We start from the raw sequence: 16,313 nt of genomic DNA, 5'->3' as shown, positions 1-16,313 counted from the left end.
CCACGAGGATGACGACCACCACGACCACCCGCACGCACCGCACGGTGCTGGGGTGGGCCGTCCAGGCCCTGGCCTGGGGCGTCATCCTCGTGGCCACCTCGGCGATCGCCGTCGGCGTGCTCGTCCCGCGGATCGGGGGCGCGACGCCCTACACGATCCTCACCAGCTCCATGGAGCCGTCCTACCCGCCCGGCACGCTCGTGGTGGTCCGGCCGACGCCCGCCGAGGAGATCGGCGTGGGCACGGTCGTCACCTACCAGCTCGAGTCGGGCCGCAGCGACGTCGTGACCCACCGGGTCGTCTCGGTCGCCTACGGGGCGGACGGCCAGCCCGAGTTCACGACGCAGGGCGACGCCAACGACGGTGTCGACGCCGAGCCGGTCCAGCCGGTCCAGCTCAAGGGCACCCTCTGGTACGCCGTGCCGAAGCTGGGATTCCTCAGCACGGCGATCGGGCACGACCAGCGCGACTCGGCCGTGTACGTCGTCGCGGGTGGCCTGGGCCTCTACGCCGCGTGGATGTTCGCCGGCGCGATCCGCGACCGCCGCCGGAGCGACTCCGACGCCGAGGCGGTGACCACGCGATGAAGTCCGTGCGCACCGCAGCGGGTGCACTCGGGGCAGCCGTCATGCTGGCCGTGATGGTGCCCCTGGGGTCCTCTGCGGCCTCGGCGCCCGCGGCCCGCCTCGGCCTGAGCGCCGACGGGGTCGGTCCGTGGACCTCGACGCTGACCGAGCCGGTCTTCGCCGACGACACCCGCTGGGTGCCCGGTGACGCCCAGACCGGAGAGTTCTGGGCCCGCAACCAATCCTCCGACGCCGCGGAGATCGAGCTGGTGATCCTGCCCCGGGACGGCGCCCTTCACGCGTCCGGCGACTTCGACGTGCAGATCCGGACCGATGGCGAGGCGTGGCAGCCCCTCTCCACCGCCTGGACCGCGCCTCGCCCTCTGGCGGCGGGCGCGACGGCACGGGTCCAGGTCCGCGCCGCGCTGTCCGAGACGGCGTCCAACGCCGACCAGGCCCAGCACTTCGCGTTCGACGTCCGGACCCGGCTGACCCAGGTCACCGGGACCGAGCCGACCACCGGGCCGACCGCGGAGCCGACCGCGAGGCCCACCGCGGCCTCGCCGACCAGCGCGGTCGCTCCCGGCGATCGAGCCGAGACCGCGCCCGCGCGCGACGGCTCGCTGCCGAGCACCGGCGCCGAGCTGCCCTCGTGGCTCCTGCCCGCGGGCATCGGCGCCTCCATCACCGGCCTGTGGCTCGCTCTGGGCGCCCGCCGGAACCGAGAAGAGAGTGACGTTTCATGACGCAGTCCACGACCTCGCGTCTCGTCCGCACCCTGCGGTCGACCCGCACGCGAGCGATCCTGAGCCTCGGCATGGTGCTGGGCCTGACCAGCGTCAGCACGCTGGCGTACTGGACCGACGAGGCCCAGCTGACCACGGGCACCATCCAGGCCGGATCGCTCGACCTGCTGATCCTCGACGGCCGGCTCGACGGCCAGGGCGGCTCGGTCACGAACGCGGCCATGTCGGCCACCGCGATGATCCCGGGGGAGAGCTTCGCGTTCACTGTGCCGGTGCAGCGCAAGGCCAACACCGCGGGCTTCGCGCTCACCGCGACCGGCACGGCGGCGGGCACCCTGTCGCCCCACGTCCAGTGGTCGGTCTACGAGGGCACCGCCGGGACCCAGACCACCAACGCGAACGGTGTCCGCTCCAACACCTGCTCAGGAACGCAGCTGTCCACGAACGTCACGCTCGACGGCACCGCCAAGCCGCTGATCCCCACGGCCACGCCCGTGAACCTCGGCGGCACGACGTTCAGCAAGAACCTGTGCTTCCGGGTGGCGATGCCGTCCACCACCGGCAACAGTGCGCAGGGAACGACGGGCACCGCGACGTTCTCCCTCACCGCCAGCCAGCTGCAGTGACCCCGACCCGACGAACGAGTGACCTGACATGAACCGCACGCTCCGCGAGACGATCCTGTGGATCGGCGCCGGCCTGGGCACGCTGTGCCTGGCCTGGACCGCCGCCATGCTCGCCTTCGGGCTCACGCCACTGGTGTTCACGTCGGGCTCGATGTCGCCGGCGATCGAGGCCGGCGACCTGGCCTTCGCCACCACGGTGCCGGCCGACGAGCTCGCCGAGGGCGACGTCGTCAGCGTGATCGACGACCGCGGCGTGCGCATCACGCACCGCGTCACCGGGATCGATCCTCAGGACGACGGGGGAGCGGTGCTGCAGCTCCAGGGCGACGCCAACGCCTCGCCGGACGAGCAGGCGTACAACGTCGACGAGGTCGAGCGCGTGAGCTTCTCCGTGCCGAAGGCCGGCTACGTGATCAACGCCGTGAACTCGCCGTTCGGCATGTTCGTCATCGGATTGCTCGTGGCCGCGATCCTGGTGATCGCGTTCCGTCGTGACGGCGGTGGCGGTCCGGACGCGTCGGCCGAGGACGACAGCGACGACGCCGCACCCGACGATCGGGGGCTCGTCCCCGATCACGGCGTGGGCCACCGCGTGCGGCGCGCCATCGGCGTGGGGGCCGGTGCGGGCGCGCTGCTCGTGGCCTCGGGACTCGGGCTCCAGCCCACCATGGCCGCCTTCGGCGACAGCCCGACGATCGTCTCCGGCGCTCTCGGTGCCGCGAGCGTGCAGGCGCCGGCCACCTTCACGTGCACCAATGTCGGCGGCAGTGGCGCGTCGGTCAATCTCACGTTCCCGCACCAGGACGCCCGCTACGACTACGTCGTCACGATCGTGAACGACCAGACCGGTGCGACCGTCGCGAACCGGGGCGGGACGATCACCGGAGCGGGGACCGTGGGCGCTGCCCAGACCGTCAACGTGGCGCGCAACTTCACCCCGTGGGGCCTCTTCGACGCCGGTGCCGTCCAGTACACGGCGCGCGTCAGCAGCCGGCTCAAGTCGTCGACGACGTGGACGTCCTCCGACGTCACGCTCAAGCTCTACGAGACGCGCGGGCTCTTCGAGTTCAGCTACCGCACGTACTGCGGGACGGCCTGAGCTCTCCACACCCCCGATGGCCCCATTCGTCACACGAGTTACTCTCGTCACATCGGCCGGCGCCTGAGCCGGGCCGAGACGACTCCAAGAGCGCGGGTCGGACGACACGAGGACGTCGTTCCCGTTCCCCACGGGGAGGAGCTCATGAAGACCTGGACCAAGGGCGCGGTCGCCGGGGCCTCGGCGCTCGTGCTGCTCGGCGGCGCGGCGTCGCTCGCGTACTGGAACGGTTCCGGATCCGTCGCCGGCGGCACCATCTCAGCAGGCCGACTCACGCTGACGGAGTCCACGCCCGGCGCCTGGACGCTCAACGGCTCTCCGCTCGCCGACGTCTCGGCCGTGCGTGCCGTTCCGGGTGACACCTTGCTGTTCACCGGCTCGTGGACGATATCGGCGACCGGCGACGACCTCGAGGCGACCGTCGATGTCACGGGCCTCGAGGGTCAGGGCGGCCTGGCCGACGACGTCTCGATCACGGAGACGTACACCGTCGACGGGACGCCTCTGGCGGGCCAGATCACGGACGACCACGACGGCGACGTGCTCGCCGCGGAGGTCGTGGTCGACTTCCCGTTCGGCACGGGCTTCGGCAACACGTCACAGGGCCATGTACTCGACCTGACCGACGTCAGGGTCGCCGTCGCCCAGGGTGACTAGACTTCCGGGGTGACTTCCATCGGTGTGTTCGCCCTCCAGGGCGACGTCCGCGAGCACCTGCACGCGCTGCAGCGGCTGGGCGTGGACGCGTTCACGGTCCGTCGCCCGGCCGAGCTCGAGCGGTGCGACGGGCTCATCGTGCCCGGCGGGGAGTCCACCACGATGTACAAGCTGGCGCGCACGTTCGATCTGCTCGAGCCGCTGCGCCGGCGCGTGAAGGACGGCATGCCCACCTTCGGCACCTGTGCCGGGATGATCATGCTCGCCGAGCGGATCCGCGACGGTGCGGCGGGGCAGGAGACCGTCGGCGGTCTCGACGTCACCGTGCGTCGCAACGCGTTCGGGCGTCAGGTCGACTCGTTCGAGACCGACCTGCAGATGGCGGGCGTCGCCGACCCGGTGCACGCCGTGTTCATCCGCGCCCCCTGGGTCGAGGAGGTCGGGCCCGGCGTCGAGGTGCTTGCCGAGGTCCCCTCGGGCGAGGCCGCCGGTAGGATCGTGGCGGTGCGGCAGGGGCCGCTCATGGCGACGTCCTTCCACCCCGAGGTCGGGGACGACGACCGTGTGCACGGACTCTTCGTCGATCTCGTGAAGCAGAGCTAGGACTACGCAAAGGAACGACATGTCGGGCCACTCCAAATGGGCAACCACCAAGCACAAGAAGGCCGCGATCGACGCGAAGCGCGGCAAGCTGTTCGCCAAGCTGATCAAGAACATCGAGGTCGCGGCGCGCACGGGTGGTCCCGACCCTGACGGCAACCCCACGCTCTACGACGCGATCCAGAAGGCCAAGAAGCAGTCGGTCCCCAACGACAACATCGACCGCGCCGTCAAGCGCGGCGGGGGAGCCGACGGCGGCGGCGCCGACTACACCACGATCATGTACGAGGGCTACGGCCCCAGCGGCGTCGCGTTCCTCATCGAGTGCCTCACCGACAACAAGAACCGGGCCGCCATGGAGGTCCGCACCGCGATGACCCGCAACGGCGGCACGATGGCCGACCCGGGCTCGGTGTCCTACATGTTCGGCCGCAAGGGCGTCATCATCGTCCCCGCCGAGCAGGAGGGCGGTGCCACGAACGAGGACGACGTCCTGATGGCGGTGCTCGACGCGGGCGCCGAGGAGGTCAACGACCTCGGTGGCAGCTTCGAGGTGCTGTGCGACCCCAGCGACCTCGTCACGGTCCGCACGGCACTGCAGGAGGCCGGCCTGGACTACGACTCGGCCGACGCCTCGTTCGTGCCCAGCGTGACCGTCGAGGTCGATGCCGACGGCGCGGCCAAGGTCGTCAAGCTGATCGACGCGCTCGAGGACTCCGACGACGTGCAGAACGTGTTCGCCAACTTCGACGCGCCCGACGAGGTCATGGCCGAGCTCTGAGCCGGCCTCGGCCATGATGTGGCCATGGACCGACGCGTGCGCACCCCCGACGGCGTCGGGTGGACCGTCCGTGTCGGTCGTCCCGCGCTGCGCGGACACGAGGGCGACCTCGTCGTCGGCGGCACGCCGACCGGTGGCGGCTTCGGCCCGCTGCTCGTCGTGGCGGGGCTCGTCCTGCTCGGCGTCCTGACGCCGGTCCTGCTGAAGTCGGATCGCGGCTGGGTGCTCGCGCTCGTCCCCGTGCTGCTCGTCGCCGGCTGGCTGTTGCTCGCGCGGTATCCCGTCGAGCTGCGCCGCGACGGCTCCGAGCGGCCGCTGCACCGCACGCTCGTGGCGGGACGGCTGAACGCGCGCCGCGTCGCCGGCGAGCTGGCCGAGGAGATCGAGCGCACCCCGGACGACCAGCTGACGGGCTGAGCCCGGCGCGCGGCGTGCCTCCGCGAGGCCGTCGCCGCCACCGCCTACAGTGTCGAACATGCGTTCCCTTCGTGTGCTCGGAGTCGACCCCGGCCTCACTCGGTGCGGCGTGGGCGTCGTCGAGGGGATGGTGGGCCGCCCGCTCGACCTGGTCGACGTCGGCGTCGTGCGCACCCCGGCCGACCTCGACCTCGCGAAGCGGCTGCTGCGTCTCGAGCGCGCGCTCGACGACCTCGTCGTCCGGCTGCGGCCCGACGTCGTCGCGGTCGAGCGCGTCTTCAGCCAGCAGAACGTCCGCTCGGTGATGGGCACGGCCCAGGCCAGCGGCATCGCGATGCTCGTCGCGGCGCGCCACGGCATCCCCGTCCAGCTGCACACCCCGTCGGAGGTCAAGGCCGCCGTCACCGGCAGCGGCCGGGCCGACAAGGCCCAGGTCACCGCGATGGTCACCCGGCTGCTGCGCCTCGACGCGCCGCCGAAGCCCGCCGATGCCGCCGACGCGCTCGCGCTCGCGATCTGCCACCTGTGGCGCGGCTCGGCGCAGAACCGCCTGGCCGCGGCCGTCGCCGCCGCGGGAGGCGCCCGGTGATCGCGCACCTGCGGGGCTCCGTGGCCACCGTCTCGCTCAACTCCGCCGTCCTCGACCTGCAAGGCGTCGGCTACCACGTGATGTGCACGCCCTCCACGATCGCCGACCTGCGGATCGGGCAGGAGGCCACGCTGTGGACCTCGATGGTCGTCCGCGAGGACTCGATGACCCTCTACGGCTTCGCCGACGCCGAGGAGCGCGACATGTTCGAGCTCGTCCAGACCGCCAGCGGCGTCGGCCCCAAGGTCGCCCAGGCGATGCTCGCGGTGCTGCCACCCGAGCGCCTGCGCAGCGCGATCGCGTCGGCCGACCACGCCACGCTCACCAAGGTCCCGGGCATCGGTCGCAAGGGGGCCGAGCGCATCGTCGTCGAGCTCAAGGACCGCGTCGGCGCCGTCGCCGCGTCGGCCGCCGCGCCCGCCCGTGCGGGGTGGCGCGACCAGGTGCACGAGGCCCTCGTCGGTCTCGGCTGGTCGGCCAAGGACGCCGACGCCGCGATCGACCGCGTGGCCGACGGCGTCGGCGACGACCCCGACGTCTCCACCGTCCTGCGCGACGCCCTGCGATCGATGGACCGGCGCCGATGAGCATGGACGAGTACGACGACTTCGAGTCGATCGTGGCCGAGGCCGCCGGACCGCAGGACACCGCGTTCGAGCAGGCGCTGCGGCCCCGCACGCTGGACGAGCTGATCGGCCAGGAGCGCGTCCGCGAGCAGCTGGCCCTCGTGCTGGACGCCGCCGTCGCGCGCGAGCGCACCCCCGACCACGTGCTGCTGTCGGGTCCTCCCGGACTCGGCAAGACCACGATCGCGATGATCATCGCGCACCAGCTCTCCGCCCCGCTGCGGCTCACCAGCGGCCCCGCCATCCAGCACGCCGGCGACCTCGCGGCGATCCTCTCGGGCATCAACGAGGGCGACGTGCTCTTCATCGACGAGATCCACCGCATGTCGCGCCCCGCCGAGGAGCTGCTCTACATGGCGATGGAGGACTTCCGGGTCGACGTCGTCGTGGGCAAGGGTCCGGGCGCCACGGCGATCCCGCTGCAGATCCCGCCGTTCACCGTCGTCGGCGCCACCACCCGCGCCGGCCTGCTGCCGGGCCCGCTGCGCGACCGCTTCGGCTTCACCGCCCAGCTCGACTACTACGAGCCCGCCGACCTCGACCGCATCGTGCGCCGCTCGGCCGATCTGCTCGACCTGGGCATCAGCGCCGAGGCCTCGGCCGAGATCGGCTCGCGCTCGCGCGGCACCCCGCGCATCGCGAACCGGCTGCTGCGCCGCGTGCGCGACTACGCCGAGGTCCGCGCCGACGGCTCGGTCGACCACGCCATCGCGCGGGCCGCGCTCGACCTGTACGAGGTCGACGACCTCGGCCTCGACCGGCTCGACCGGGCCGTGCTCGACGTCCTGTGCCGCAGCTTCGGCGGGGGACCGGTGGGCATCGCCACGCTCGCCGTGGCGGTGTCGGAGGAGCGCGAGACGGTCGAGGAGCTGGCCGAGCCGTTCCTCGTCCGGCTGGGCTTCCTGGCCCGCACGCCACGCGGCCGCATCGCCACCGCAGCGGCATGGCGGCACCTCGGCCTCACCCCGCCGGCCGTGCCCGACACGCTCGACTTCGACGGGTGAGCGCTCAGAGCAGGCTCGGGTAGGCCGCGAACAGCGCGGCGGCGAGGGCCGCGGCGCCAAGGCGCAGCGCGAAGGCCAGCAACCCCGCCATCCCGAAGCGCAGGCGGGTCAGCGCCCGCCACGTCAGCACCAGGGTCGCGAGCGGCATGAGGATCCAGGCGACGTCGGCCCACGAGCCGTAGAGGTCGGGCGTCGACAGGCCGTACGCGCGGGCGCCCGCCATGACCCCGGCCGCGTACCACGGGAAGGCGAGTACCGCGGATCCACGGATGGCGGCTCCCAGGGCGATGCCCAGCGCTCGGCGCGGCGCGTCCGCGAGGAGCCGGAAGTACGCCCTCCGTCCGATCGCGACGAACGCGACGGCGAGGACGACCGCCGCCCACCACCATGCGGACGCGGTGGACTCGTCCATGACGGGCGGCCGGTGTTCGACGGCGGGCGACAGCGACGTGCTCGCCCACACGAGTGTCGGGACGACTGCGACGACGCCGGCGCTGAGCGCGAGGGTCGCGAGCGTACGAGCCGTGCGCGTGGTCCAGGCGAGACCGGGCTCGCTCGGCGCCGGGGCCGGCTCGGGCGTCACGCGGGACGACGGGACGACGGCGGTGACCGTCGGACCCGCCTGGGCGGCCCCGATCGACTCGAAGGGGGCGAGCGCCGCGGCGAAGTCGGCGGCGCTCGCGTAGCGACGGTCGGGATCGATCGCCATGGCACGGTGCAGGACGTCCACGAGCCCTGCGGGGATCGCCGGATCGACCTCGCGCGGATCCGGCCGGTCGGCCGAGCGGTGCGCCATCAGCTGCACCGCCGGCGGGCCGGGGAACGGCGTGCGGCCGGTCAAGGTCTCGAACAGCAGGCACGCGACGGAGTACACGTCACTGCGCCGGTCGACCCGGCCCTCGTACTGCTCGGGGGACATGTAGTGCGGAGTGCCGGCGATCGTGGCCGTCAGGTCGGAGGCTGCGCGGGAGATGCCGAAGTCGACGAGGCGCACGTCGCCTGCCGCCGTCAGCAGGACGTTGGCGGGCTTGATGTCCAGGTGCAGGATGTCCGCCCGATGGCAGGCGTCGAGAGCGGCCAGCACGTGCCGGACGAGTCGCACGGACTCGATGCTCGGTCCGTGGTCGGTGAGCAGCTGCTTCACGCTCGTGCCGTCGACGAGCTCCATCACGAGGTGCGGAGACTCCTCGCCGTCGCCGTCGGGCAGCATCACCAGGTCGTGGATCGTGACGACGTACGGGTGACTCACGCGGGCGAGGGCGTTGACCTCCCGCCGGATGCGGTGCATCGCCCGCGGGTCGTCGGTCAGGACGTGCGCGAACCGCTTCACGGCCACGTCCCGGCGCAGCTGGTGGTCGTGCGCGCGGTAGACGACGCCGTGACTGCCCGCGCCGATCCGCTCGAGCATCTCGAAGCGGGGTGCCCGGTCGAGGGCACCGACGGTCACGACCATGGGCTCATTGTCCCCCGAGCAGCGGCACGGTCCCGAACGCGTCGGCGCGCACGGTGAGTCGGACGCCGGCGAGCTCGATCGTGGAGCCGGGGCCGAAGGGCTGCCACGCGTCGTTCGACAGGCGCTCGCCGTCGACCAGCGTCCCGTTCGTGCTGCCCAGGTCCCGGATCTCCCAGCCGCCGCCGCGGTGGCGCACGGCGGCATGGCGACCCGAGACCTCCGGGGCGGTGAGCCGCACGGGGGACTGGTCGCCCCGACCCAGCACGACGATCGACCCCTTCTCCACGTGGGCGGATCCGTCGGGCCCCACCAGCTCGATCCCGGACCGGCCGACGGCCACGGTGGCAGGCTCGCGAGTCTGGTCGATCTGGGCCGCGGTCCAGGTGGCGGTGATCGGACCGGTGTCGTCCGTGGCGAGCGACACCGACCGCGGGCTCGCGACCCGCGCCCAGGCGGCCGCCCGTTCGGCGTCGGTGCCGGTCGGGGCCGACGCGACCGGCTCGGGAGCGGTGGGGCGGCCGACCCCGCGCGCCGGCGGGATCCAGCCGGGACGGAGGACCGGGTCGATCTCGATGGCCACCTGCACGTCCGTGGGCACCTTCCACTGGTTGCGGGCGGCGTGCTTGAGGTACAGCTGGACGGCATCGCGCTCGAGCCCCGAGAGCTCGCCTTCGGGAGCGAGGCGCTCGGCGTCCTCCGGGGAGATCCGCACGACGAGGCGCGGGTGGGCGTGCCGCTCGCCGCTGGGCATGACGACGTGCTGACTCGTCACGGCGCGGGCGAACCGGCGCCGCAGGGCGCCGGGCGTCGCGGTCGGCAGCGACGTGAGACGAGCGGCCGCCTCGACGGCCGTCGACCGGATCGAGACCGTGCCGAACACCGAGCGGGCGACCAGCAGCGCCACGACCACGACGCCGAGGAACACCGCGAGCACGACTAGATTGGATCCGAGGGTCGTCAGCGAGTCGATCATGACGCCAGCGTGCGGCCCCCGGATCGGTGGTGTCGAGCCGCCGTGGAACACGTTCCGCGCGAGGGGACTCACATGCGCATCGCCTGGTCGACCGACGCCGGCCCGTCCGGCACGGCCGAGCTCGAGCCGGGGCAGCGGTGCGTCGTCGCCCGCCGGATGGACCTGCCCACGGACCGGCTGGTCGCGGCCACGGAGATCGACGGATCGTGCTTCGTCTTCGTGCGGCTGCCGTACGTCAGCGACCCGGCCCTCGTGCTCACGGCCTCGGCGGACCGCCCGGCGCTCTACCGAGGCCAGCGCGCGAACGGCGCGATCGTCGAGGTCAGGACCGGCACCGGCGAGATCACCGTCCCCGCGGCCGGCCAGCACCTGTCGTTGCCGCACGCACGCACCGAGGTGTCGTTGCGCTTCCCGGACCTGGTCATGACGCTCGACATCGAGACACCGCAGCAGGCGCCGACGGAGGGCTCCGGGACGGTGCAGCTGGGCGTCGCCGCGCTGGAGGGCGATGACGGGTGGCTCGTCGGAGCGCTCGCCGTGGCGCTCTCGCCGCCGCACGGTGTGGTCGCCCACGGGGACCTGAAGACGGCGTTCGCGACGTGGCGTGGCATCCCCGAGCCGAGTGACGGCGCCTTCGACCGCAACGTCCTGCGCCCGGCGCTGGCGCGGCGCTCGATCGACCTCCCCGGGCCGCGGCTGAACAAGATCGTCTACCTCGTCGAGCGGTGTCGCGCGACGACCGAGTTCCCTCCCCGGATACTCGACGAGATCCGCGCGGGGCTCGACCCCTAGAATCGATCGGGATGAGTCCCGCTGACCTGATTCCCCTCCTCCTTCTTGCCGTCGTCTTCTTCCTGCTGATCATCCGGCCGATGCGTGCGCGCCAGAAGCAGTACACCGAGCTGCGCCAGATGCAGGACGCCCTCCAGCCGGGCGCCCGCGTCATGATCAGCAGCGGCATCCACGGCACCGTGCAGAGCCTCGCCGACGAGACGATCGACCTCGAGGTCGCGCCCGGCGTCGTCATCACCGTCGCCCGCGCCGCGGTCGCCGAAGTGATCGACCCCCAGGCATGAGCGACTTCCCCGAGGTCGCCGCGCGCCTCGTGCGCGCCATCGAGGACTGGCCCGAGGCCGGCGTCACGTTCCGTGACATCACCCCGTTGCTCGCCGCCCCCGAGGGCCTGCGCGCCACCGTCGACGCTCTCGTCGACGCCGCGCGCGCATTCGGCCCGCTCGACGTCGTCGCCGGCGTCGAGGCCCGCGGCTTCCTGCTCGCGCCGCTGATCGCCGAGGCGCTCGGCATCGGCCTCGTGCCGGTCCGCAAGGCCGGCAAGCTGCCGGCGCGGACCCTCGCGGAGAACTACTCCCTCGAGTACGGCGAGGCGGTCGTGGAGATCCACGCCGACGCCGTCACCGAGGGTGCCCGCGTCCTCCTCGTCGACGACGTCCTCGCCACGGGCGGCACGCTGGCCGCCTCCCGGCGCCTGTTCGAGCGCGCCGGCGCCGAGGTCGCCGGCGGGCTCGTCCTCATCGAGCTGCCCGCCCTGGGCGGCCGCGACGCCCTCGGCGACCTCGCCCTGACCGCCCTCCTGGAGTACTGATGAGCCAGAACACCGTCCGCATCGTCGCCATCATCGCGATCGCCGCGCTCGTGCTCGGCGTGTTCGCGTCGGTGATCTCCGGCGCGCTCTGACCGGGCCTCCGTAGGATGGACTGAAGGAGGCACGCGTGGCTGAGCGGACCGAGGGATCCTCGACGAAGCCGGCCGAGTCCAGGACACCTGACTCGGCGCGGACGTCCTCGCGCGTGCGCAGCCGCCTCGCGCGGATCGGCGGCCGGTCCACCGGCGCCGGCAACCCGGTGCTCGACCCGCTCATCAAGGTCTACCGCGACACGCATCCCAAGGGCGACGTCACCGCGATCCAGAAGGCCTACGAGGTCGCCGCGGCGATGCACGAGGGTCAGAAGCGCAAGAGCGGCGACCCGTACATCACGCACCCGCTGGCCGTCGCCACGATCCTGGCCGAGCTCGGCATGACCGCGCCCACCCTGTGCGCCGCGCTGCTCCACGACACGGTCGAGGACACCTCGTACACGATCGAGCAGCTGCGCAAGGACTTCGGCGACGAGGTCGTGCACCTGGTCGACGGCGTCACGAAGCTCGACAAGGTCAAGTACGGCGACTCGGCCCAGTCCGAGACGATCCGCAAGATGGTCGTCGCGATGGCGCGCGACATCCGCGTGCTGGTCATCAAGCTCGCCGACCGCCTGCACAACATGCGCACCCTGCGCTACCTGCGCCAGGACAAGCAGGAGCGCATCGCCCGCGAGACGATCGAGATCTTCGCGCCCCTGGCCCACCGCCTGGGCATGAACACGATCAAGTGGGAGCTCGAGGACCTGTCGTTCGCGACCCTGCACCCCAAGGTCTACGACGAGATCGTGCGCCTGGTCGCCGAGCGCGCGCCGTCCCGCGAGGCGTTCCTGGAGCGCGTGATCCGCGACGTGAACTCCGACCTCGGGCACGCCAAGATCAAGGCGAAGATCACGGGCCGGCCGAAGCACTACTTCTCGATCTACCAGAAGATGCTCGTGCGCGGCCGCGACTTCTCCGACATCTTCGACCTCGTGGGCGTGCGCATCCTCGTCGACGACGTGGCCGACTGCTACGCCGTGCTGGGGGTCCTGCACGCGCGCTGGAACCCGATCCCGGGCCGTTTCAAGGACTACATCAGCGTCCCGAAGTTCAACATGTACCAGTCGCTGCACACCACCGTGATCGGCCCGCAGGGCAAGCCGGTCGAGCTGCAGATCCGCACGTACGCCATGCACCGTCGCGCCGAGTTCGGCGTCGCGGCGCACTGGAAGTACAAGGAGGAGTCGCTGGCGGCGGTCGGCGGCAAGGCGTCCAAGGGCGCCCCCGGCGGCAACGAGATGGTGTGGCTGCGCGAGCTCGTCGACTGGCAGTCCGAGACCGAGGACTCGAGCGACTTCCTGGACTCACTGCGCTTCGAGATGCAGAACGCCGGCGTCTACGCGTACACGCCGCGAGGCGATCTCATCCAGCTGCCCGCCGGGGCCACGCCCGTGGACTTCGCGTACGGCGTGCACACCGAGGTCGGTCACACGTGCGTCGGCGCCCGGGTCAACGGCCGCCTCGTCTCGTTGGAGTCCAAGCTCGAGAGCGGCGACGTCGTCGAGATCTTCACGTCGAAGTCGCCCACGGCCGGACCGAGCCGCGACTGGCTCGACTTCGTCAAGAGTCCCCGCGCCCGCAACAAGATCCGCCAGTGGTTCACGAAGGAGCGCCGCGAGGAGGCCATCGACCACGGCAAGGACCTCATTGCGAAGCAGATGCGCAAGGAGGGCCTCCCGATGCATCGCCTGTTCCGGCAGGCGAACCTCGACACGGTGGCCAAGGAGATGGGCCACGCCGACATCGCCGCGCTGTACGCGGCGGTGGGGGAGAGCAACGTCGGCGCGCAGAACGTCGTCGACCGCGTCATCGACCTCGCCGGCGGCCGTGAGGGCGCCGAGGAGGAGGCGGCCGAGGCCACGGCGATGCCGTTGCGCACGAGCCGCTCGGTCACGTCGGTCCGCGGCGACGCGGGCGTCGAGGTCGTGGGCGTGTCGGGCGACGTCATGGTCAAGCTGGCGCGCTGCTGCACGCCGGTGCCCGGTGACGCCATCCAGGGCTTCGTCACGCGCGGCTCGGGCATCTCGGTGCACCGCACCGACTGCGTGAACTTCACCGAGCTGGCCCACCAGACCGAGCGCGTCGTGGACGTGCGCTGGATCGCGAACGCGAAGACGACGTTCCTGGTGGCGATGCAGGTCGAGGGCCTCGACCGCCCGCACCTGCTCTCCGACATCACCAAGGTGATCTCCGACCAGCACGTCAACATCCTGTCGGCCACCCTCAGCACCGGGCGCGACCGCGTCGCGAAGAGCCGCTTCACCTTCGAGATGGCCGACGCCAAGCACCTCGGCGCCGTCCTCAAGGCCGTCGGCAACGTCCCCGGCGTCTTCGACGCCTACCGCGTCACCCAGTAGCCCGCGCCTCCGGCGCGCGAGATGTGTAGCGCTGTCCACCGTCTTACCGGCAGAACCGGCTGAAAAAGGTGGACAGCGCTACAGATCTGGAGCCCGAAGGGCTCGGAGCCTCAGCTGAAGTCGGAGGCGGTGCGGCGGGCGATGTCGAGGAAGGCCTGGCGGGACTCGAGGTTCTCGCGGAGCTTCGCGACCTTCTTCGTGTCGCCGGCGGCCTCGGCCTTGGCGATGTCGGCCTCGATGCCGGCGATGGCGTCCTCGAGCTTGGTGATCATGTCGTCCGCGCGGGCCGACTTCTCTGGGTCGGTGCGCTTCCACTCTTGGTCACCGGCGTCGCGGATCGCCTTCTCGACGGCGCGGATGCGACCCTCGAGCTCCTTGATCTGGTCGCGCGGGACCTTGCCCGCGGCCTCCCAGCGGTCGGCGATGTCGTGCCAGGCGCGACGCGTGGCCTCGAGGTCCTTGATCGGCAGCAGCGCCTCGGCCTCGACGAGGATCTCGCGCTTGACCGCGGCGTTCTCGGCGAACTCGGACTCCTGCGCGGCGTTCGCGGCCTCGCGAGCCTGGAAGAAGACGTCCTGGGCGGCGCGGAAGCGCTTCCACAGCTTGTCCTCGACGTTGCGCGGCGCGGAGCCGGCGGCCTTCCAGCGCTGCATGAGGTCGCGGTAGGCGCCGGAGGTCGGCCCCCACTCGGTGGAGCCGGAGAGGGCCTCGGCCTCCTCGATCAGCTTCTCCTTGATCTTCTTGGCCTCGTCTCGACGGACGCTCTGCTCGCCGAAGTGGGCCTTGCGCTTCTTCGTGTACGCGGTGCGGGCGCTGGAGAAGCGGTGCCACAGCTCGTCGTCGGCGGCCTTGCTGAGCCGGGGGAGTGCCTTCCACTCGTCGAGCAGCGCGCGCAGCCGGTCGGCGCCGTTGCGCCAGTCCTGTCCGGCGCCGATCTTCTCGGCCTCGGCGACGATGCGCGTCTTGGCCTCGGTGGCCTCGGCGGTGCGCTGCTCGCGCTCGGCCTTGCGCTTGGCCCGCAGCTCGCCCAGGGCCGGCTCGAGCTTGTCGAGCCGCGCGGACAGCGACGCGAGGTCGCCGATCGCCTGCGCGTCGACGAGCTGCTCGCGGATGGTCGCGATCGCCTTCGTGGCGTCGTCGGGCGAGACGGTGCCGGCCTCGATCCGCTTCTCCAGCAGATCGACCTCGGTCTCGAGGTTGTCGAAGCGTCGCGTGTAGAACGCGAGCGCCTCGTCGGCGTCGCCGCCGGTCACCCATTGTCCGATCAGACGCTCGCCGTCGCCCTCTTTGACGTAGACGTTGCCGTCCGCGTCGACGCGGCCCCAGTCACTCATGGCGGTCAGTCTAGGAGGTTCGCGGCGCTGGGTCCTCCTCGCGTACCCTGACAGGCGTGCTTCTCACCGCCTTCCCCGCCGGACCGCTGCAGGCGAACTGCTATTTCGTCGCCTCCGGACCCGGCCAGCCGTGCGCGATCGTCGACCCCGGGATGCAGTCCTTCGAGGGCGTCCGCGCCGTCGTCGCCGAGCACGACCTGACCCCGGCGGCCGTGCTGGTCACCCACGGCCACTTCGACCACATGTGGGACGCCGCGCAGGTCGCCGACGCCTACGGCTGCCCGCTGTGGATCCACCCGGCCGACCGGCACCTGCTCGCCGACCCGATGGCCGCGATCTCGAACGAGTCGGCGGCGATGCTGCGCCAGCAGCTCGGCGAGATCGACGAGTCCCAGTTCTCCGAGCCCGCCGACGTCCGCGACGCCGTCGACGGCGCCACGATCGAGGTCGGCGACCTGACGCTCACGGTCGACCACTGCCCGGGCCACACGCCGGGCACGGTCGCGTACCGCGTCGACTACACGGGCCCCGAGCCCGTCTCGCAGATCATGTTCTCCGGCGACTTCCTGTTCTACGGCTCGATCGGCCGCACCGACCTGGTCGGCGGCGTGCACGCCGAGATGCTGCGCAGCCTGCAGTCCAAGGTGCTGACGCTGCCCGACGACGTCGTCGTCCTGCCGGGCCACGGCCAGCAGACCTCGATCGGCCGCGAGAAGGCCACGAACCCGTTCCTCGCGGAGCTGACGGCATGATCGAGCGCCAGCGAGATCCATTCAGGCACCTCATG

Annotated in this window: 19 protein-coding genes; 16 read left to right on the top strand and 3 right to left on the bottom strand. The window is 71.9% G+C overall.

Features of this window, described 5'->3' with window-relative positions:
• Positions 1–8 precede the first annotated feature (8 nt).
• From ACGWYL_RS14740 to ruvB, 11 genes are all read left to right on the top strand, one after another.
• Complete coding sequence (locus ACGWYL_RS14740) at positions 9–587, top strand: signal peptidase I (protein ID WP_179424236.1); 579 nt, start codon at positions 9–11, stop codon at positions 585–587.
• Positions 584–1,312: an LPXTG cell wall anchor domain-containing protein gene (locus tag ACGWYL_RS14735; protein WP_395487562.1), complete on the top strand. Its 729-nt coding sequence runs from the start codon at positions 584–586 to the stop codon at positions 1,310–1,312. Before ACGWYL_RS14740 ends, ACGWYL_RS14735 begins: the two co-directional genes overlap by 4 nt.
• A complete protein-coding gene (locus tag ACGWYL_RS14730; RefSeq protein ID WP_395487561.1) occupies positions 1,309–1,938 on the top strand; it encodes a SipW-dependent-type signal peptide-containing protein in 630 nt (209 codons plus the stop codon). The genes ACGWYL_RS14735 and ACGWYL_RS14730 overlap by 4 nt, the downstream gene beginning before the upstream one ends.
• Positions 1,939–1,966: 28 nt before the next feature.
• Positions 1,967–3,037 carry a signal peptidase I gene (locus ACGWYL_RS14725; RefSeq protein ID WP_395487560.1) on the top strand — a complete coding sequence of 357 codons (1,071 nt, stop codon included), beginning with the start codon at positions 1,967–1,969 and terminating at the stop codon, positions 3,035–3,037.
• A 144-nt stretch (positions 3,038–3,181) separates the two neighbouring features.
• On the top strand, positions 3,182–3,694 hold the full coding sequence (locus tag ACGWYL_RS14720) for an alternate-type signal peptide domain-containing protein (protein ID WP_395487559.1): 513 nt from the start codon (positions 3,182–3,184) through the stop codon (positions 3,692–3,694).
• Between the two features lie 9 nt (positions 3,695–3,703).
• Positions 3,704–4,297, top strand: coding sequence for a pyridoxal 5'-phosphate synthase glutaminase subunit PdxT (gene pdxT / locus ACGWYL_RS14715; RefSeq protein ID WP_269302393.1), 594 nt, complete (start codon positions 3,704–3,706; stop codon positions 4,295–4,297).
• 19 nt (positions 4,298–4,316) lie between these two features.
• Positions 4,317–5,075, top strand: a complete 759-nt coding sequence (locus ACGWYL_RS14710) for a YebC/PmpR family DNA-binding transcriptional regulator (protein ID WP_395487558.1) — start codon at positions 4,317–4,319, stop codon at positions 5,073–5,075.
• Between the two features lie 24 nt (positions 5,076–5,099).
• The gene (locus ACGWYL_RS14705) at positions 5,100–5,492 is read left to right on the top strand and encodes a hypothetical protein (RefSeq protein ID WP_179424243.1); all 393 of its coding nucleotides are present in this window, start codon (positions 5,100–5,102) and stop codon (positions 5,490–5,492) included.
• A gap of 58 nt (positions 5,493–5,550) precedes the next feature.
• Entirely contained in the window at positions 5,551–6,081 is a 531-nt protein-coding gene (ruvC, locus tag ACGWYL_RS14700) for a crossover junction endodeoxyribonuclease RuvC (protein WP_395487557.1), read from the top strand.
• A complete protein-coding gene (gene ruvA / locus ACGWYL_RS14695) occupies positions 6,078–6,668 on the top strand; it encodes a Holliday junction branch migration protein RuvA (protein ID WP_179424245.1) in 591 nt (196 codons plus the stop codon). Before ruvC ends, ruvA begins: the two co-directional genes overlap by 4 nt.
• 2 nt (positions 6,669–6,670) lie before the next feature.
• Positions 6,671–7,711, top strand: a complete 1,041-nt coding sequence (gene ruvB / locus ACGWYL_RS14690) for a Holliday junction branch migration DNA helicase RuvB (RefSeq protein WP_179428047.1) — start codon at positions 6,671–6,673, stop codon at positions 7,709–7,711.
• Between the two features lie 4 nt (positions 7,712–7,715).
• On the opposite strand, the gene ACGWYL_RS14685 is transcribed toward ruvB, so the two are convergent.
• Together ACGWYL_RS14685 and ACGWYL_RS14680 are read right to left on the bottom strand one after the other, a co-directional pair.
• Positions 7,716–9,164: a serine/threonine-protein kinase gene (locus ACGWYL_RS14685; protein WP_395487556.1), complete on the bottom strand. Its 1,449-nt coding sequence runs from the start codon at positions 9,162–9,164 to the stop codon at positions 7,716–7,718.
• A gap of 4 nt (positions 9,165–9,168) precedes the next feature.
• Positions 9,169–10,137 (bottom strand): FhaA domain-containing protein, encoded by a 969-nt coding sequence (locus ACGWYL_RS14680; RefSeq protein ID WP_395487555.1) that lies wholly within the window; start codon positions 10,135–10,137, stop codon positions 9,169–9,171.
• A 72-nt stretch (positions 10,138–10,209) separates the two neighbouring features.
• Here ACGWYL_RS14680 and ACGWYL_RS14675 point away from each other — a divergent pair, with 72 nt between their 5' ends.
• The 4 genes from ACGWYL_RS14675 to ACGWYL_RS14660 all read left to right on the top strand — a co-directional run bounded on the left by ACGWYL_RS14675 (position 10,210) and on the right by ACGWYL_RS14660 (position 14,192).
• Positions 10,210–10,929 (top strand): hypothetical protein, encoded by a 720-nt coding sequence (locus ACGWYL_RS14675; RefSeq protein ID WP_269302381.1) that lies wholly within the window; start codon positions 10,210–10,212, stop codon positions 10,927–10,929.
• A gap of 11 nt (positions 10,930–10,940) precedes the next feature.
• Positions 10,941–11,213, top strand: a complete 273-nt coding sequence (yajC, locus tag ACGWYL_RS14670; protein WP_179424249.1) for a preprotein translocase subunit YajC — start codon at positions 10,941–10,943, stop codon at positions 11,211–11,213.
• A complete protein-coding gene (locus ACGWYL_RS14665) occupies positions 11,210–11,740 on the top strand; it encodes an adenine phosphoribosyltransferase (RefSeq protein WP_179424250.1) in 531 nt (176 codons plus the stop codon). Before yajC ends, ACGWYL_RS14665 begins: the two co-directional genes overlap by 4 nt.
• Positions 11,741–11,867: 127 nt before the next feature.
• Positions 11,868–14,192 carry a RelA/SpoT family protein gene (locus tag ACGWYL_RS14660; RefSeq protein WP_395487554.1) on the top strand — a complete coding sequence of 775 codons (2,325 nt, stop codon included), beginning with the start codon at positions 11,868–11,870 and terminating at the stop codon, positions 14,190–14,192.
• 110 nt (positions 14,193–14,302) lie between these two features.
• On the opposite strand, the gene ACGWYL_RS14655 is transcribed toward ACGWYL_RS14660, so the two are convergent.
• On the bottom strand, positions 14,303–15,526 hold the full coding sequence (locus tag ACGWYL_RS14655; protein WP_179424251.1) for a DUF349 domain-containing protein: 1,224 nt from the start codon (positions 15,524–15,526) through the stop codon (positions 14,303–14,305).
• A 56-nt stretch (positions 15,527–15,582) separates the two neighbouring features.
• Here ACGWYL_RS14655 and ACGWYL_RS14650 point away from each other — a divergent pair, with 56 nt between their 5' ends.
• Complete coding sequence (locus ACGWYL_RS14650) at positions 15,583–16,278, top strand: MBL fold metallo-hydrolase (protein WP_269302374.1); 696 nt, start codon at positions 15,583–15,585, stop codon at positions 16,276–16,278.
• The last annotated feature ends 35 nt before the right edge of the window (positions 16,279–16,313 follow it).

This window comes from Aeromicrobium sp. JJY06 (genome assembly GCF_044069275.1).
Lineage (GTDB): Bacteria > Actinomycetota > Actinomycetes > Propionibacteriales > Nocardioidaceae > Aeromicrobium > Aeromicrobium tamlense.
This window is presented reverse-complemented; position numbering and strand designations above follow the sequence as displayed.

Excerpts from the sequence above, each read along its gene's own strand:
- ACGWYL_RS14720 (WP_395487559.1), top strand. The coding sequence starts at position 3,182 with ATGAAGACCTGGACCAAGGGCGCGGTCGCCGGGGCCTCGGCGCTCGTG.
- ACGWYL_RS14730 (WP_395487561.1), top strand. The coding sequence starts at position 1,309 with ATGACGCAGTCCACGACCTCGCGTCTCGTCCGCACCCTGCGGTCGACC.
- ACGWYL_RS14665 (WP_179424250.1), top strand. The coding sequence starts at position 11,210 with ATGAGCGACTTCCCCGAGGTCGCCGCGCGCCTCGTGCGCGCCATCGAG.
- ACGWYL_RS14675 (WP_269302381.1), top strand. The coding sequence starts at position 10,210 with ATGCGCATCGCCTGGTCGACCGACGCCGGCCCGTCCGGCACGGCCGAG.
- ACGWYL_RS14655 (WP_179424251.1), bottom strand. The coding sequence starts at position 15,526 with ATGAGTGACTGGGGCCGCGTCGACGCGGACGGCAACGTCTACGTCAAA.
- ACGWYL_RS14680 (WP_395487555.1), bottom strand. The coding sequence starts at position 10,137 with ATGATCGACTCGCTGACGACCCTCGGATCCAATCTAGTCGTGCTCGCG.
- ACGWYL_RS14735 (WP_395487562.1), top strand. The coding sequence starts at position 584 with ATGAAGTCCGTGCGCACCGCAGCGGGTGCACTCGGGGCAGCCGTCATG.
- ACGWYL_RS14725 (WP_395487560.1), top strand. The coding sequence starts at position 1,967 with ATGAACCGCACGCTCCGCGAGACGATCCTGTGGATCGGCGCCGGCCTG.
- ACGWYL_RS14705 (WP_179424243.1), top strand. The coding sequence starts at position 5,100 with ATGGACCGACGCGTGCGCACCCCCGACGGCGTCGGGTGGACCGTCCGT.
- ACGWYL_RS14740 (WP_179424236.1), top strand. The coding sequence starts at position 9 with ATGACGACCACCACGACCACCCGCACGCACCGCACGGTGCTGGGGTGG.
- ruvB (WP_179428047.1), top strand. The coding sequence starts at position 6,671 with ATGGACGAGTACGACGACTTCGAGTCGATCGTGGCCGAGGCCGCCGGA.
- yajC (WP_179424249.1), top strand. The coding sequence starts at position 10,941 with ATGAGTCCCGCTGACCTGATTCCCCTCCTCCTTCTTGCCGTCGTCTTC.
- ACGWYL_RS14685 (WP_395487556.1), bottom strand. The coding sequence starts at position 9,164 with ATGGTCGTGACCGTCGGTGCCCTCGACCGGGCACCCCGCTTCGAGATG.
- ACGWYL_RS14710 (WP_395487558.1), top strand. The coding sequence starts at position 4,317 with ATGTCGGGCCACTCCAAATGGGCAACCACCAAGCACAAGAAGGCCGCG.
- ruvC (WP_395487557.1), top strand. The coding sequence starts at position 5,551 with ATGCGTTCCCTTCGTGTGCTCGGAGTCGACCCCGGCCTCACTCGGTGC.